Annotated in this window: 19 protein-coding genes and 3 pseudogenes; 6 read left to right on the top strand and 16 right to left on the bottom strand. The window is 47.4% G+C overall.

The features are described from left to right. Positions 1-138 precede the first annotated feature (138 nt). On the bottom strand, positions 139-456 hold the full coding sequence (locus I6L74_RS19290; protein ID WP_059179014.1) for a hypothetical protein: 318 nt from the start codon (positions 454-456) through the stop codon (positions 139-141). After that, positions 456-695 carry a hypothetical protein gene (locus I6L74_RS21500; protein ID WP_059179015.1) on the bottom strand — a complete coding sequence of 80 codons (240 nt, stop codon included), beginning with the start codon at positions 693-695 and terminating at the stop codon, positions 456-458. The genes I6L74_RS19290 and I6L74_RS21500 overlap by 1 nt, the downstream gene beginning before the upstream one ends. 112 nt (positions 696-807) lie before the next feature. On the opposite strand from I6L74_RS21500, the gene I6L74_RS19295 reads away from it, so the two are divergent. From I6L74_RS19295 to I6L74_RS19305, 3 genes are read left to right on the top strand one after another with little or no spacing between them, the layout of a single operon-like run. Beyond that, a complete protein-coding gene (locus I6L74_RS19295; RefSeq protein WP_059179016.1) occupies positions 808-1,170 on the top strand; it encodes a GtrA family protein in 363 nt (120 codons plus the stop codon). Next, entirely contained in the window at positions 1,167-2,084 is a 918-nt protein-coding gene (locus tag I6L74_RS19300; protein ID WP_059179017.1) for a glycosyltransferase family 2 protein, read from the top strand. Before I6L74_RS19295 ends, I6L74_RS19300 begins: the two co-directional genes overlap by 4 nt. Before the next feature lie 3 nt (positions 2,085-2,087). Then, on the top strand, positions 2,088-3,740 hold the full coding sequence (locus I6L74_RS19305) for a DUF6056 family protein (RefSeq protein ID WP_059179018.1): 1,653 nt from the start codon (positions 2,088-2,090) through the stop codon (positions 3,738-3,740). Positions 3,741-3,771: 31 nt separating this feature from the next. On the opposite strand, the gene I6L74_RS19310 is transcribed toward I6L74_RS19305, so the two are convergent. The 3 genes and pseudogenes from I6L74_RS19310 to I6L74_RS19320 all read right to left on the bottom strand — a co-directional run bounded on the left by I6L74_RS19310 (position 3,772) and on the right by I6L74_RS19320 (position 7,242). Next, positions 3,772-5,742 carry a tail fiber/spike domain-containing protein gene (locus I6L74_RS19310; protein ID WP_059179019.1) on the bottom strand — a complete coding sequence of 657 codons (1,971 nt, stop codon included), beginning with the start codon at positions 5,740-5,742 and terminating at the stop codon, positions 3,772-3,774. Between the two features lie 57 nt (positions 5,743-5,799). Then, positions 5,800-6,561: pseudogene (locus I6L74_RS19315) on the bottom strand (host specificity factor TipJ family phage tail protein); the annotation flags it as partial. Between the two features lie 78 nt (positions 6,562-6,639). Then, positions 6,640-7,242: a hypothetical protein gene (locus I6L74_RS19320; RefSeq protein WP_059179020.1), complete on the bottom strand. Its 603-nt coding sequence runs from the start codon at positions 7,240-7,242 to the stop codon at positions 6,640-6,642. 77 nt (positions 7,243-7,319) lie between these two features. Between I6L74_RS19320 and I6L74_RS19325 the strand changes: the two genes are divergently transcribed. Further along, a complete protein-coding gene (locus tag I6L74_RS19325) occupies positions 7,320-7,754 on the top strand; it encodes a hypothetical protein (protein ID WP_059179021.1) in 435 nt (144 codons plus the stop codon). A 27-nt stretch (positions 7,755-7,781) separates the two neighbouring features. Here the strand turns inward: I6L74_RS19325 and I6L74_RS21505 are convergent. Continuing rightward, positions 7,782-7,850: pseudogene (locus tag I6L74_RS21505) on the bottom strand (terminase small subunit); the annotation flags it as partial. 20 nt (positions 7,851-7,870) lie between these two features. Here I6L74_RS21505 and I6L74_RS19335 point away from each other — a divergent pair. Then, positions 7,871-8,416 (top strand): hypothetical protein, encoded by a 546-nt coding sequence (locus I6L74_RS19335; RefSeq protein WP_059179022.1) that lies wholly within the window; start codon positions 7,871-7,873, stop codon positions 8,414-8,416. 8 nt (positions 8,417-8,424) lie between these two features. Here the strand turns inward: I6L74_RS19335 and I6L74_RS19340 are convergent, their stop codons facing one another. From I6L74_RS19340 to I6L74_RS19365, 7 genes are all read right to left on the bottom strand, one after another. Then, entirely contained in the window at positions 8,425-8,616 is a 192-nt protein-coding gene (locus I6L74_RS19340; RefSeq protein WP_059179023.1) for a hypothetical protein, read from the bottom strand. A gap of 114 nt (positions 8,617-8,730) precedes the next feature. Beyond that, entirely contained in the window at positions 8,731-8,961 is a 231-nt protein-coding gene (locus I6L74_RS19345; RefSeq protein WP_059179024.1) for a hypothetical protein, read from the bottom strand. Between the two features lie 79 nt (positions 8,962-9,040). Continuing rightward, complete coding sequence (gene lysC / locus I6L74_RS21725; RefSeq protein WP_243398837.1) at positions 9,041-9,289, bottom strand: Rz1-like lysis system protein LysC; 249 nt, start codon at positions 9,287-9,289, stop codon at positions 9,041-9,043. Beyond that, the gene (locus I6L74_RS19350; RefSeq protein ID WP_059179025.1) at positions 9,195-9,581 is read right to left on the bottom strand and encodes a DUF2570 family protein; all 387 of its coding nucleotides are present in this window, start codon (positions 9,579-9,581) and stop codon (positions 9,195-9,197) included. The genes lysC and I6L74_RS19350 overlap by 95 nt, the downstream gene beginning before the upstream one ends. Next, positions 9,578-10,021, bottom strand: coding sequence for a lysozyme (locus I6L74_RS19355; protein WP_096759583.1), 444 nt, complete (start codon positions 10,019-10,021; stop codon positions 9,578-9,580). Before I6L74_RS19355 ends, I6L74_RS19350 begins: the two co-directional genes overlap by 4 nt. Then, positions 10,005-10,346: a phage holin, lambda family gene (locus I6L74_RS19360; protein WP_059179027.1), complete on the bottom strand. Its 342-nt coding sequence runs from the start codon at positions 10,344-10,346 to the stop codon at positions 10,005-10,007. Before I6L74_RS19360 ends, I6L74_RS19355 begins: the two co-directional genes overlap by 17 nt. Positions 10,347-10,507: 161 nt before the next feature. After that, entirely contained in the window at positions 10,508-11,002 is a 495-nt protein-coding gene (locus tag I6L74_RS19365; RefSeq protein ID WP_128131049.1) for a hypothetical protein, read from the bottom strand. Between the two features lie 337 nt (positions 11,003-11,339). Between I6L74_RS19365 and I6L74_RS19370 the strand changes: the two genes are divergently transcribed. After that, complete coding sequence (locus I6L74_RS19370; RefSeq protein ID WP_059179029.1) at positions 11,340-11,624, top strand: hypothetical protein; 285 nt, start codon at positions 11,340-11,342, stop codon at positions 11,622-11,624. A gap of 93 nt (positions 11,625-11,717) precedes the next feature. Here I6L74_RS19370 and I6L74_RS19375 read toward each other — a convergent pair whose 3' ends face one another. From I6L74_RS19375 to I6L74_RS19380, 3 genes and pseudogenes are all read right to left on the bottom strand, one after another. Then, positions 11,718-12,407: a bacteriophage antitermination protein Q gene (locus I6L74_RS19375; protein WP_059179030.1), complete on the bottom strand. Its 690-nt coding sequence runs from the start codon at positions 12,405-12,407 to the stop codon at positions 11,718-11,720. Continuing rightward, a complete protein-coding gene (locus I6L74_RS21755) occupies positions 12,404-12,520 on the bottom strand; it encodes a PPVAKH motif-containing phage-derived small protein (RefSeq protein ID WP_096759526.1) in 117 nt (38 codons plus the stop codon). Before I6L74_RS21755 ends, I6L74_RS19375 begins: the two co-directional genes overlap by 4 nt. Then, positions 12,517-12,909: pseudogene (locus I6L74_RS19380) on the bottom strand (recombination protein NinG); the annotation flags it as partial. The pseudogene I6L74_RS19380 and the gene I6L74_RS21755, both read right to left, overlap by 4 nt. Positions 12,910-12,993 lie beyond the last annotated feature (84 nt).

Raw genomic sequence — 12,993 nt, forward strand, 5'->3', positions numbered from 1 at the left:
TTTTTGCCCCAAGGGTGCCCCATCACATAAACTTTGCGTAGCTGTTTCCAGTTTCTCAATTCATCGCTTTACGCATGCCAACTTCATCAGCATTATCACCACCGATCCGTTGTATGACTTAAAGGTGCGCACCGCTTCTTACACCGGACAATTCTCATCTCTGATCCGGTTGATGGTGAATGTAATCACTCCGTGCACCACGACATCTTCCAGCGATTCACCTTCTACCGCTTCACCATCTTCAGTAATTAATGACTTCCCCATTACCTTCGCGAAGTGGTTTCGTCCGTCAAACGTGGCCAAAACTACCACACCAGGAATAACTGGCAGCGCGAAATTGATCACCGCCCAACCTCTATCCGTTTCGATAACCTTGCAGTTCATATCTACGCCGCAAAGCTTATCTACCGTCAGACGATCTTCCTCATAGTCTTTTGCCGGTGAAGGGAATCCCATTAGAATATCCTCCCCATGTTACGGAGCATCCAGTATCGGTTATCGCTCTGGTCTGGAGTCTTGTCAGCAAAGTCATTCTGATAACGCTCAATCCACTCGTTCGCATCTTTCCGGCTGAAGTGCCAGTTCAGGATTCCAAGCTCGCGAACAAAGTCATCCGTGCGAAGGCACAGGTATCCTTTGGGGTTACGCTGTATGGCCGCATTGAAAGCAGCGTTGATGTCCCGTAGGCGTGGCATGAAGACCTCACAAATAAACTGTATATATATACAGTATCGTCAATTATAAGGGTCGATCAAGTATCTATCGGATGCTAAACTTCAGACCTTTCCGAATTCACTGATTTCTAACATGTTAAAGTTATTCGCCAAGTACACATCGATCGGCATCATCAACACACTCATTCACTGGGTCGTGTTTGCGATCTGCATTTATGTCTTCCACAGCTCACAGGCGCTGGCTAACTTCGCAGGATTCGTATTTGCAGTAAGCTTCAGCTTTTTCGCTAACGCCAGATTCACGTTTAAGGCTCGCACAACCACGATGCGCTACATGCTTTATGTGGGGTTCATGGGGGCGCTTAGTGCCGTTGTTGGATGGGAAGCCGACAGGGTTTCTCTCGCGCCGATAGTGACGCTGGTAGTGTTCTCAGCGATTAGTCTGGTATGCGGATTCATTTATTCAAAATACATCGTATTTAGGGATGCTAAATGAAAATCTCTCTTGTCGTTCCTGTCTTCAACGAAGAAGATGCGATCCCTATCTTCTATAAAACGGTCCGAGAATTCGAAGGGCTAAAAGAACACGATATAGAAATAGTCTTCATCAATGACGGCAGCAAAGACGCTACTGAGTCGATAATCAACGCACTTGCCGTAGCTGACCCATTAGTAATTCCTTTGTCGTTTACCCGTAATTTCGGTAAAGAACCCGCTCTTTTCGCTGGCCTTGACCGTGCGACCGGTAATGCTGTTATACCGATCGATGTTGACCTGCAGGACCCAATTGAGGTCATCCCGCACCTGATTGAAAAGTGGCAGGCTGGCGCGGATATGGTCCTGGCAAAACGCACTGACCGTTCGACAGATGGGCACCTAAAACGTAAATCTGCCGAATGGTTCTATAAGCTGCACAACAAAATCAGCAATCCCAAAATTGAAGAGAACGTGGGCGACTTTCGCCTGATGTCTCGCGCTATCGTGGAAAACATTAAGCTTCTGCCAGAACGCAACCTTTTTATGAAAGGCATATTAAGCTGGGTTGGCGGTAAAACTGACGTTGTTGAGTACGCGCGAGCTGAACGCGTGGCTGGCGATTCGAAATTCAATGGCTGGAAACTCTGGAACCTTGCACTTGAAGGGATAACGAGCTTCTCAACTGTGCCATTACGCATGTGGACATACATCGGACTGGCTGTCGCCGGGATGTCATTCTTTTACGGCGCCTGGATGATTGTGGACACTCTGGCTTTCGGAAATCCCGTCCGCGGCTACCCTTCGCTGCTCGTGTCAATCCTGTTTCTCGGTGGCGTACAGTTGATTGGCATCGGCGTACTCGGCGAGTACATCGGAAGAATTTACACAGAAGTCAAAAAAAGACCTCGCTATGTTTTAAAAAAGGAAGGCTAAAGGATGCATTACTTTAAAAGATATCCATCGGCGATGGCATTCGGCATAGTATTTATATTAATGCTGATTCCATCTATGTTTACACCGATGCAATCTGACGATTATTCATATGCGCTAATGGGTGCGTCTGTAAAGGACCATTACTCACATTACATACATTGGTCTGGTCGGCTCGTGGCAGATTATGTAAGCGGAACAATGCTCGCTTACTTTCCTCATTGGCTGTATGAAATAATCAATGCGGCCGGAGTGTCTGCTTTAATTTTAGCTATTGCTCAATTACCTAAATATATTATTGGTAGTGAAGATTCAAAATCAAGCTTCTTTGGGCCTATCATAATCTTCTTGCTGTACTGGATAGCAAACCCAAATCTTGGCCAAACATCATTCTGGATCGTCGGATCAGCTAACTACATGTGGACAAACTTGTTCATATGCATTTATTTTATGACTTTATTTAGCCTTCTCCGCGCCAAAAGTTCTTCCAAGCACTATGCAATGGTTGCAGTAATTGGGCTGATTGCTGGATGTTCAAATGAAAATACAGCAATGGTAACCATATTGATTACTGCATTTGCTATTTTTCTTGAAAAGGATGGGAACAGGAAGCTGCTTATCACAGGGCTGCTTTCGTTAACTGTAGGGGCTGCGATTTTACTACTTGCACCGGGCAATGCTGTACGTGCGACCAGGTTCAAATCATGGTATAGCAAAAGTTTCCCCAATAGATTCGACATCCATTTCTACGAGCGACTTCCTGATTTAATGGGTTCGTTCTGGCAGGTATATATAGCAATTATAGTTTTGCTAATCGCTGGCACCGTCGGAAAGTACATTAAAGACAAAACGAAGCTTTACAGCCTGGTCTTTTTTGCAGGCGCTCTTGCTGCTAACTGTGCGTTCTTATTTGCACCAGGCATCCCAGCACGCTCAAACAACGGCGCATTAATCCTGACTTTGATCAGCATGTCGTTCATTATTTCCTCATCTATTAGACACAGCAGCTGGCAAAACAAAGCTGCCTTGTCATCAGTTTTATTAATGTGCTTGTTCTATTTCATACCTTCATATCTTTTCCTTACAAACACATGGATTGTAGGAGACAGGCAGGCACAAATTAGAAATGAAATAATCAAAAATAATCTGGACAATGGAGTTAAGAATTTTAATATTCCTGATTTCGAGTTTACTAAGCTATCTAAGAAACTGGACGCATTTGATTTATACCATAGTTTTGCGTTCGCAAAATATCATGGCGCAGATAAAATTGGTCTTTTCAAAGTTGGGTTTGACTATTCACCCGCATACTTCTCCACCCCTCTGGATATCAACATCAAACTAACGAGCGATCTGACTCTTAAATCAGCGTATTTTGGAGATGATGGGTATGGGATTGGCCCTCATGTTATCTTTGAGTTCAATAAGCCGCTTTATCCTGCTCTAAAAAATAATGAAATGATCACAATTCATATTGTTAGCAAATCAGGGAAAACTGTTAACTGTGATGTTGGCTCCAATCCAGTGAATATAGATGGCAGACTCTTCTCTTCAAAAAGCCTTGAAGGGGTATCAAAAGATGACATCGAAAGAATAATTATTGGGATTTATAATAGAGAAACAAAGAAAGCAAACATCATAAAAACGATAAGTATGTAAAAGAAGGCGGCGCAAGCCGCCTTAGTTTTGTTTAGCTAAATGACACTTTCATCCAGTCGGTCCCAACAACATTTGTATTGCCTGTCGTGAGGCGAATCCAGCCGTAAGTCAGGTTAGCCGCTGCCGTGGCTGAGTTCCTTACCATATCGCCCTGACGCCAAACGCCTACCGTTGGCACAGTTGCGGCCAGAGTCATGCCATTAATATTCTCACCCTTAACAAGATACAACCCAGCTGCACCCATCAATGTTGTGTAGTTTGCCACCCCAAAGAAATTAGATCCTGGCAAAACCACATTCGAACCAGTGAATGTAATTGGTGAAGTAGCCGAATACTCTATGCAGCGCGCTGCGCCTGATGCACCCGGTATATTAACGAGGTATGTGTTATTTCGCTGCTCAAGCCCACCAACTAATAATGCATCTCTGAACCATAGGCCGAATAGATTTGAGCCTACGGCAGGCGAGAACGTAGTGATTTTTAGAGAAATGTCGCAGTTATTAGCACCGCCAATGAGAACCCCGGTATCCTGGACGTTGGTCATGTTCAAATCAAGCGAACACTGACGGATTGCAACCCTCTGTCCGACGCGAGCGCCAACTATGCACCCATTTACAACACCGGTAATTTTAGTCCTGATTGAATCTTCAAAAAATAGAGCGACAGCCGATAATGTATCGCCAACAAAATTTATGCTGCAATTGCTTGTGCCTTCCACTCGAACAGCTCCGGAGCCGCGGAGGTTGGCTTTGAGAATGTGGCAACTTTGAATTTTTGGCGGATTTACAACACCACCGTAGTACATAGCGATGCCGCCCGTTCCGCCGTTGATTACATCGACGCTGTATACGATAAAGTCTCGTACGACAAAGTCATTGCCTGCATTCGGCTCAATATCAAGGCCACCCGGCTGCAGCTCACCACCGACAACACCACCAATATTCTCTGAATACATGTAGCTAATGCTGCCGCGAATACAGGCAATAACCGACACTAAATTCCTACCGTCCTGCGTGGAGTTTCTGCCGATAACTGTTCCGATATTAATATCGTTAGGCTGCTTGGTCCCCTCTGTGACAGGGTCTCCGCGACTGATATATAACCCGTCGCCTCGGATCTCATTAGCTTCGAAATACGGGATGTTGATTTTCGATGCCCCAGTGATTGAGACGTTGAAAATGTGCTGCCTGTCGAACTGGTTTGCTCTGTTGCCATCCCCGCGATAGTAAAGGGTAAGACCAGTTACCGTGCTGTTAATTATTAAGCCATTCCATGCCCCGAATTTATTGCTTTGTGCCGTGGTATTTTCCGTTAAAAGGTGCTTACCCTTGAAGTAAATTGTCGTCCCTTCCCACCCTGTCCCCGTAAGCTCAACTCCTGCAAACTTATATGTCCCTGAATCAAAAACAATAAATTTACCTTTGTTCGCATTCAGAAATGTCGATACTTGCGCAGAAACGTCTGATCCATCATTCGAAATTCCGGCGTCAGCAGTGGCATATACAATATTACTTCTACGCTTGCTCAGCTCACTTCCGACAGTCCCTGCCTCATAGGATACTGCAAAATCATAACCAGAAAGCCCCGCGCCGGATGTTTTAGCTAAATCCTTTCTCAGTACGTCTGCAACATCGACAGGCTGCCATTTACCGGGCCCGGTACCGCCAGAAGATCCCGGAGTTGAACCTGATGTTACTGTTTTTGGTAGCGATGAAAGGTCATCCCACCGATACCATAACCCGGTTGATGTATCCTGAAGAAGATCACCAGGATTCATAACCGTTCCGCCAGCCTGGAATGAACCCTTTAGGTTCCAGCCAAGGCTGTAGATTTGCTCCAGTACAAGCTGCTTAAGGCCCTCAATCGTGTAATGCTCAGTGCCGAATCGGTCGATATATTTCAGTGCAAGCGATGTAACGAACTCGTCAATTTTCCCAGCATTGAATTTCAAATCGCGCGGGGATTCACTCGGGACAGTGTCTTGAGTTGGGATGGTAGCCATATTTTTTCCATAAAAAAACCAGCGCATTGGCCGGGTTGAGATTGGTGGATTGGTCTTTTAGTAGATATTGTCGCTGTACTCCGCTACGGTCAGAGATACTGTGTTATCGGGGTTTGGTTTAATGCTGTTGACAGTCCAAAGCTGGCTGTCCATTTCCTCAACTGTTGCGATGAGATATCGCGATGGGAGCTGCACTGTATCTCCGTTCCAGATATTGAGCTGAATGTTGGGTATTGCGGCGGTGAATCCGTACTTCGTTTCGCTGCGGGCCGTCGCCGGATAACGCAGTGTGGGATTGCCAAGGCTGTCGGTGACCAGCACATACATCGAACCAGTAAACGTGATCGGCTCACTTGTGTCGAAGTTATTCCCTGCCCGACCAGTAATGTAGCCCTGCTGCTGGTTGCTGTCGTAGATGTCTGGCATCTGAATGACGCTACCCACCTGGATAATCCCGTCTTCAAACACTTTGGCGCTCATCTTCACCCGCGAGTAGATAAGGCGTTTCGTTTCCCGCACCGCACGATCACGCGCCTGGTACTCATCACGGAAGCCAACTATCTCCAGTTTGTTCGGGTTCTCCGCTTCCTGCTCGACGATAGCGCCGTTCAGCACGCGGTAATTGATGTACGTCTTGTTGTTTGTCGTCGGATGAACGTAGGACACCTGAACGCCGTCATAACCTCCAGGCAGCGTAGCTTCGTATGAGATTTTGTATTCATCGGTCTTCATATTGGCCCGGTTGAATACCGCCGCCGGGTAGTCAACCTTCTGATCGCGCGTGAACGTCAGAACCCCGTCATCCCAATACGCCATTACCCTCTTTGTCGGTGATCCAGTAGAGATTGTTCAGTCGCCAGTCTTTGTCGGCCAGCAGCTTGATGTGCTCAGGTTTCATTACGCCCCCTGAGACAGTGAATCCATAAGGTCCGAAAGTTGCTTAACGGAGTTGTCGCCTTCCGGCCCGTCGATATCGTAGGCCTGACGTTCAAGCCCGATCAGATTCTTCAGCGCGTCGCTCAGTGCCTTAACCGACTTAACGCGCTCCGGCATGCTGATGACCTTGTGGTAAATCTCGTTGGGCTTGTCCTGGCCTTTGTCGTCTGGGTCGAACATCAACTCTCCGAGCTTCTCCAGCGCGGCCACGTCTGCGCACTCTGCGCCCAACTCATCAAATAGTGCATTGGTTATCTGCCGAGCGCGCTTAATGTCGCCGCGATGCTCCATACGGACATTGGCGATTACCTCAGCCGTCGCCTCGATGAGTACGCGTTCGTTAAAAGTGACTTCACTGCGTACCTGTTTGCGTACCTCGGCTTTGCGTACCAGATCATCGGCACGCTCTTTAACTTTAGCCTTGAGATCGCGGGACCAGTCATCCCGTTTAGCGCGCTTACGGATAGCGCCTTCGCTGATACCATGTTGTGCCGCAATTTCACGAAGAGACATCACTCCGGCCCGGTATGCCGTCTCGATGGCCTCCCAGTCGGGTGATTTCACTGGTTATCCTTTGTTTAAGTTTATGGAGATTTTGCCGTTATAAATCTTACAGATTTCAATTTTGAGGTGAGTATTAAATGGACTGGTTACTTGCAACATTGTTTTTTTCGCTTATTGCGTTGATTTTCCGCTCAACGTTCACACATGGCATCGCGGGAAGGTTTCTCTATGTAGATAAAAGAACCAAAGACGTAACTCTACATATGGCAATTTTTGGGACACCAAGAAATAAAAAAGGAGTACATAAACTCACGACATCATTTATTAATGCACTTAAAAAACTGAAGAAAAAAGGTTATGCAAGTGTATCAATGGAGAGCCATCTGATCGATTCAAAGAGACTAGCTATGCTGCATCGACTGGCCCAAAAGGATGGCTACACCATTGTAAATGTACGCCACTTCCCTACACCAAGGTGGCAGCGGTTTTTTATTCCTGTATCAATGGCTGTATTACGGTTTAAGATCGTAAAAGTGAAGCCGCAAACTTGCTCTTTAACCATCATTTTGTGATGTTATCAATGCTGTAAAAGATGCCGTTGCTAGCGTGGCATTTAACTCGATGAGGTACACGCGACAGAACATCTCTTGCTTGTCGGTGAGTGCCATAGATTACCTTAGGGATATATATGTTTGACTTACAACATTACAGAACACTGACCACGCAGAGTGGGCAAGATGAAAAGATTGTTTCCTTGATAAACTCTCAGGATGACATTGGCGTTTACCTGAGGGCCCACTTATTGATTGAGCAAACTTTAGAGGCATGGTTAATTTGCTCTACTAACAACAGAGACTTTTTAGCTGGTTTTGGCGAGAATCTTAGCCTTGACTTTGCAGCCAAAGCTCAACTAGCCATGAATTTTGGGATGAGTCGAGAACTAGTTAAATTCGTTAAAAAGTTCAATAATTTTCGAAATAAAAGATCGCATCAGATAGAAAACTCGGAAATAACAATCAGTGAAATTGATACTCTCGAAGGATTAATGCAGCAGAACTACCCTTCTGAACTAGTGCCAATAAGAGATTTCCGCCTAGGTGTCTACATTGGTGAACCTAGAGTTGTTCGATTTAATGAATCAGAAACACTACTTCGAGATAAGTTGATTATGTTATATGCAATGTTTTCAATGCGGTCTCACTTCGAAGCGGAGCAATTAAGTTCAAGGCCATAAATATAGCCTTACGTTTTGCCATCTTCTACTGGCACAAAGTGGAACTGCTCAACGCTGTCAGGCCGGAAGTAACGCCATTCACCTGTGTCGGTCGCCAGCGCTACGAAACCGTTAACGATCTCAGGCTGGCTGCGCTTCATCAGGCCTGTGAAGGTTTCTTTCGATGTGGTGGTGATCGTGATTTGGTAGATATCGGACATTGAGAACCTCTTTATCCGCGATCGGGGATATTTTTGTTTTATCCCTTTGCGGGGATATTTCCATTACGATGAGCCTACCCATGGTGATGGCAATAAAAAACCGCCCGGAGGCGGTCAGTTTTCGCTGTAGTTAGGCTCTTCTGTTGAGCCTTGAAGGAAACCTAACAATTCTGGCACTGAAATATCATCCAGATTACGCTGTAAAAAATGGCTTTCGGTTTTAGTTTGCCCATCAACGGCGGTCTCGTGAACAAACCGGATACCAATTCTATGTATCTCTACAAAGAAATTACCACCCTTAAAATATTTGCTTCCTGCTTCATAGACTTCGCTAACAGTAACCATTTATCCACTTTGCCTCATATCGACCTGTAGTATCAGAATCCTATCACCGACTCCATAAAAACAGGTAAATTGTGTGGCATTATTGAGTGGCTCTTGATGACTCTATTTGCCGGATTGCCGCCTTATCCAGATTGCACTGACCCAGCGCCGTATAAAGCTGAGCGTTTAACTCCAGACTTGCCTGCCACGTGAAAGGATTTACCATTCCGGGGGTCGGAGTGTCTGAGGTCAGGTCAGCGCTTATCGGCACCACCGGGGTTGGAACGTAAACTGTGTGCGTATTCCCGCAGGCTGTCAGCAGCGGCAGCAGGAACAAGCTGCTTAGCACACGGATCGCCTTCAAGCGCCTGCCTGATGTAGACAATGCGCGTTTCGCCTTTCTGGGCCAGTTCGTTCTTAGCATTCTGGGTAGCCTGTGAGATGTCGCGGATGATGTTCATCGTGGTGATCACGTTGTTAGTGATCGCCTCCGATGTGTCTGCTCTGACTGTCGCTTTATCGCGCTGGACTTTGTAGATGATGGCATTGTCGCGGTAGTGGTTCACGAAGAACGCCAGCACACCGATTACCGCCACTACAATCAGCTGCAGCCAGTAGCGCTTTGCCAGTGCGCTAATCACGACAGGAACAGAGCGCGCTCTGCCTCACGCCGACGGGTCAGCCCATTCAGGACTTTGCCACCGGCTTTATTCCAGCGCGGGAATTCGTCGGCAGCGCCAGCGTAATCACCTGCGTTGAGTTTGCGCAGCAGAGTCGATGTGGATAGTGACCGGGCGCCGAGGTTATACGTGAACGACACCAGGGCATCAAATTGCCCCTGAGTAAGCCCAACTTTAACCAGGCGAGACACGTCGCTTTCGTAACTGACCATTCCTGTCTTCAGCAGGCGTTCTGCCGTCTCCTGCTTAATGGTCATTCCGGCGCGGATTGGTTTCGCATCCACAGGCTGAGTCCAGCCATAGCCGATCGTCCAGACGCCTACGCTGTCCTGGTAGGCGGTGAGTTTGCAACCTTCGAACTCTTTGATCAGGGCAATACCTTTATCACTGGTTTGCATCACCACCCCCAAAGCGAGAATTAAACACCCTGGAAGCCATAACCTTAACCTGCTCTACGCCAACAAATCCGAGCGCGCCGCCGAAAGCAATCGACAGAGACTGTGGAAGGTTGAAGTAATCAAGAGCTGACACAGCGGTAAGGGTCAGAGCCCCACATATGGCTCCTTCAAGAAGCATTTTCTTCCAGCCGCCACCACCGTAAGCAATTCGCAATGCGGCCATGGCAACCGATAGCAATACGGCACCCATCGGCGTTTCGCCACGCCACCAACTGTGGAGTAGTTCGATAAACTCCGTCCAGGAGTGGGGATCGTTATGCATTTTCATAGTCTCTAACCTCCGGCTTAAAAGCGGGGGCTGTGTGTTTAAAAGGGTCAGGCCCTCGGGACGATTTAACAAGAAGGCATGTCGAGGATGGTTCCCGGGGACTGAAAATGAAAAAGGCTGCTTAAAGCAGCCTCCAAAGATTTTTTAACGAAGATTCATTATTACTTGCGTACCTTTGTACTTGTATAACCAGATCGTTGAGTTGTTACACGGGAGGATGTGTGGGTGTCGCCACATTCAACGCAAGCAAAGGTGTCGGTAATGTTATAACGCTCTTCAGTCCAGGATTCATGAAGAATAATTTGCTTACCTACATCAGGGCCATGACCACCCACCTTCCCCATATTTTTTATGTTCTTACGCGGGATTGCTGAAATAAATTCCTTGTTTGAATCAACCCGTTGCACTGCGAACTCTGTATTGCAGGACTTACAACGAGAATCAGCGGACAGAAAGTGATAGATGATTTTTTTTGCAGGAACCAAAGCAGCACCTGTAAAGGCTATCAAACTGGAAATACGTAGAAATGAGTCTTTGGGAAGAAAGTTAATCGCTATAAAACCAATAACAAATGCGGAAATGACACCAAAAATCCACGATTTAATATTTACAGAATTTTGAATTTTCATCTGCGAACTAGAAAGATTTTTATCCATATACATCCCAACGAAAATGGGTGAAACTCATCCATCAAGCAAGGATGCAAAAAAGCACATACCAAAACCCGATAGCACCAGAAGTATTATCGGAAGAGGAATGGAAATGTTTAGTACGCATGAGAGAAAACTCAGCCAGAAATGAGTAGTATTGGGTTGCGCGACAATGTTGCTTCTGAAACCTTCGGTTTTCAAGCTGCGGAATTGGTTCACCCGAATGGACTCTAACCCGCTAACATCCAATATGAGTTTGGTGTTTTGTCGCTTAGCATCTGGAAAATGCACAGCGTTCAAAAACACTTAAAATTCAGCCTCTTTAAAACGAAAAGGAATCCACGTGAAAAGTCTCATGATTTCCACTTCACTGCTCTTAATCTCCGCGGGATGTTTAGCCTCGGATGAAACAGGCAAATATGAGCAAGGCGACTGCATCACAGCCACCGATACTGGCTACAGTTGGTTTGGCGAATTTGCAAAAGTAGAAGCCTACTCAAGAATCAAGGGATTTGCTGGCCCACAGTACATCCTTTACTTCCCAACTTATAAGGCAGATGCCGTAGTTTTTGACCCTGAGATCGAGGGGCACACGATAAAGGTGGCAAACAGCCTTTGCCGCCCCTAAAACGACAAAGCCCCGGCGTTAACCGAGGCTCTTAATTTGGTCGTCAACCAAAACTATGGCGACGATATCAGATTTACATGAAATGTATGCTATTTAATTGACTTTTGCAATACCCCGCTGCGAAAAAGTCGCCTTTTGTTGTGATCGTGTTCTCACAGTGCAGAGAAGAGAATCGCCATCAAGCAGCTTAAAGATGGTGCACATGGCCCGCCAGTAATCGGCGTAGTTATGGCACCAGTTATCAGGTTTAACGCCGCACAGCGCGGCCAGGTCTTGATGCTGATAAACCTCGCGCCCTGCCAGCTCTGCTTTCACATCCTGAGACGCTAGCCAGATAAGTTTCTTCAGGCGCTCCATCGTCTTGCTGGCCACCTTCTTCGCGCCGAACTGCTGCCGGAACTCTGCCCACGCCCACTGGGTGATCGCCACCTGGTGTTCGAATCGGATGTTCTCGCTGTAGTTCCAGAGTAGCCATGCTTTCTGGTGCTCTTCCAGCGAAAGGACAGCGCGGCGCCACGATGCGGTACCGAACTCTAACGGGCTGACCAGTGCTATGGATGATCCCTTGGCACGGGACTGGCCGCCGCTCATCGCCGGTCCATCAGGGTTAACTTTCCGGCCGGTGACCGGATCGGTGACTTTCTTCCGGCCCCGGCTGCGCGCCGTCGCAGTGAATTGCGCATTCTCGGCGAAAGCTACCAGCTGCCCTTTCGTCGCCCCGCTGAGGTCTGCGGTCGCCACAATGAGCTGCTGACGTACGTATTCCAGTTGCTGACTGTTCATGCAGCTTCCTTCTGTGACTGATTGGTTTTGGTCTGGCTGTGCTTTGCTACTGGCGGCATGCTGGCGCGCTTAACGCTTTCTGCCTGGTACCGGAGGAAGTCGGCGTGGCTCATGCAGCCTCCTGATGTTTCATTGCGCGAAGGTCTGCCCGGGCCTTAGCGCGGATGCCATCCAACTCCTCGCGGGTATAACGGTGGTTTTCGTTATTGGACTCCAGCGCCAGCACGCGCTCTTCGCCGATCAGTTCGACCAGAGCGGCACGGTACGCCTCGATGTTTCCGGATTTGTGGACGTTGCACGCGGAGCATTGAAGCCACAAATTATCGGGATTGAAGCGCAGTTGTGGCGCGGCGGCCGTGGTGCGGTAATGCCCTGCATGCCAGGCAAAAGCGGTCTTTGTTCCGCATGAGATGCAGACATGCCCGGCAGCCAGGAGCATTTCACGGCGCCAGTCGTTAAAGGCACGCTGAGTCATCTGCACCCAGTGACGGATCGGTTTGAGGAATAAGCAGGGAATGAAATGAGACAGTCGGCACGGAAATATTGATGATAAGCCTATATTTTCATGCTTCTTTCAATATTATTA

This window comes from Lelliottia amnigena, from assembly GCF_019047465.1.
GTDB classification, from domain to species: Bacteria; Pseudomonadota; Gammaproteobacteria; order Enterobacterales; family Enterobacteriaceae; genus Enterobacter; species Enterobacter amnigenus.

What these genes read in the sequence shown, in the direction of transcription:
- I6L74_RS19340 (WP_059179023.1), bottom strand. Translation starts at nt 8,616, where the DNA reads ATGTCCGATATCTACCAAATCACGATCACCACCACATCGAAAGAAACC.
- I6L74_RS21500 (WP_059179015.1), bottom strand. Translation starts at nt 695, where the DNA reads ATGCCACGCCTACGGGACATCAACGCTGCTTTCAATGCGGCCATACAG.
- I6L74_RS19335 (WP_059179022.1), top strand. Translation starts at nt 7,871, where the DNA reads ATGTTTGACTTACAACATTACAGAACACTGACCACGCAGAGTGGGCAA.
- I6L74_RS19290 (WP_059179014.1), bottom strand. Translation starts at nt 456, where the DNA reads ATGGGATTCCCTTCACCGGCAAAAGACTATGAGGAAGATCGTCTGACG.
- I6L74_RS19375 (WP_059179030.1), bottom strand. Translation starts at nt 12,407, where the DNA reads ATGAACAGTCAGCAACTGGAATACGTACGTCAGCAGCTCATTGTGGCG.
- I6L74_RS19365 (WP_128131049.1), bottom strand. Translation starts at nt 11,002, where the DNA reads ATGGATAAAAATCTTTCTAGTTCGCAGATGAAAATTCAAAATTCTGTA.
- I6L74_RS19295 (WP_059179016.1), top strand. Translation starts at nt 808, where the DNA reads ATGTTAAAGTTATTCGCCAAGTACACATCGATCGGCATCATCAACACA.
- I6L74_RS21755 (WP_096759526.1), bottom strand. Translation starts at nt 12,520, where the DNA reads ATGAGCCACGCCGACTTCCTCCGGTACCAGGCAGAAAGCGTTAAGCGC.
- I6L74_RS19360 (WP_059179027.1), bottom strand. Translation starts at nt 10,346, where the DNA reads ATGAAAATGCATAACGATCCCCACTCCTGGACGGAGTTTATCGAACTA.
- I6L74_RS19305 (WP_059179018.1), top strand. Translation starts at nt 2,088, where the DNA reads ATGCATTACTTTAAAAGATATCCATCGGCGATGGCATTCGGCATAGTA.
- I6L74_RS19325 (WP_059179021.1), top strand. Translation starts at nt 7,320, where the DNA reads ATGGACTGGTTACTTGCAACATTGTTTTTTTCGCTTATTGCGTTGATT.
- I6L74_RS19345 (WP_059179024.1), bottom strand. Translation starts at nt 8,961, where the DNA reads ATGGTTACTGTTAGCGAAGTCTATGAAGCAGGAAGCAAATATTTTAAG.
- I6L74_RS19300 (WP_059179017.1), top strand. Translation starts at nt 1,167, where the DNA reads ATGAAAATCTCTCTTGTCGTTCCTGTCTTCAACGAAGAAGATGCGATC.
- I6L74_RS19310 (WP_059179019.1), bottom strand. Translation starts at nt 5,742, where the DNA reads ATGGCTACCATCCCAACTCAAGACACTGTCCCGAGTGAATCCCCGCGC.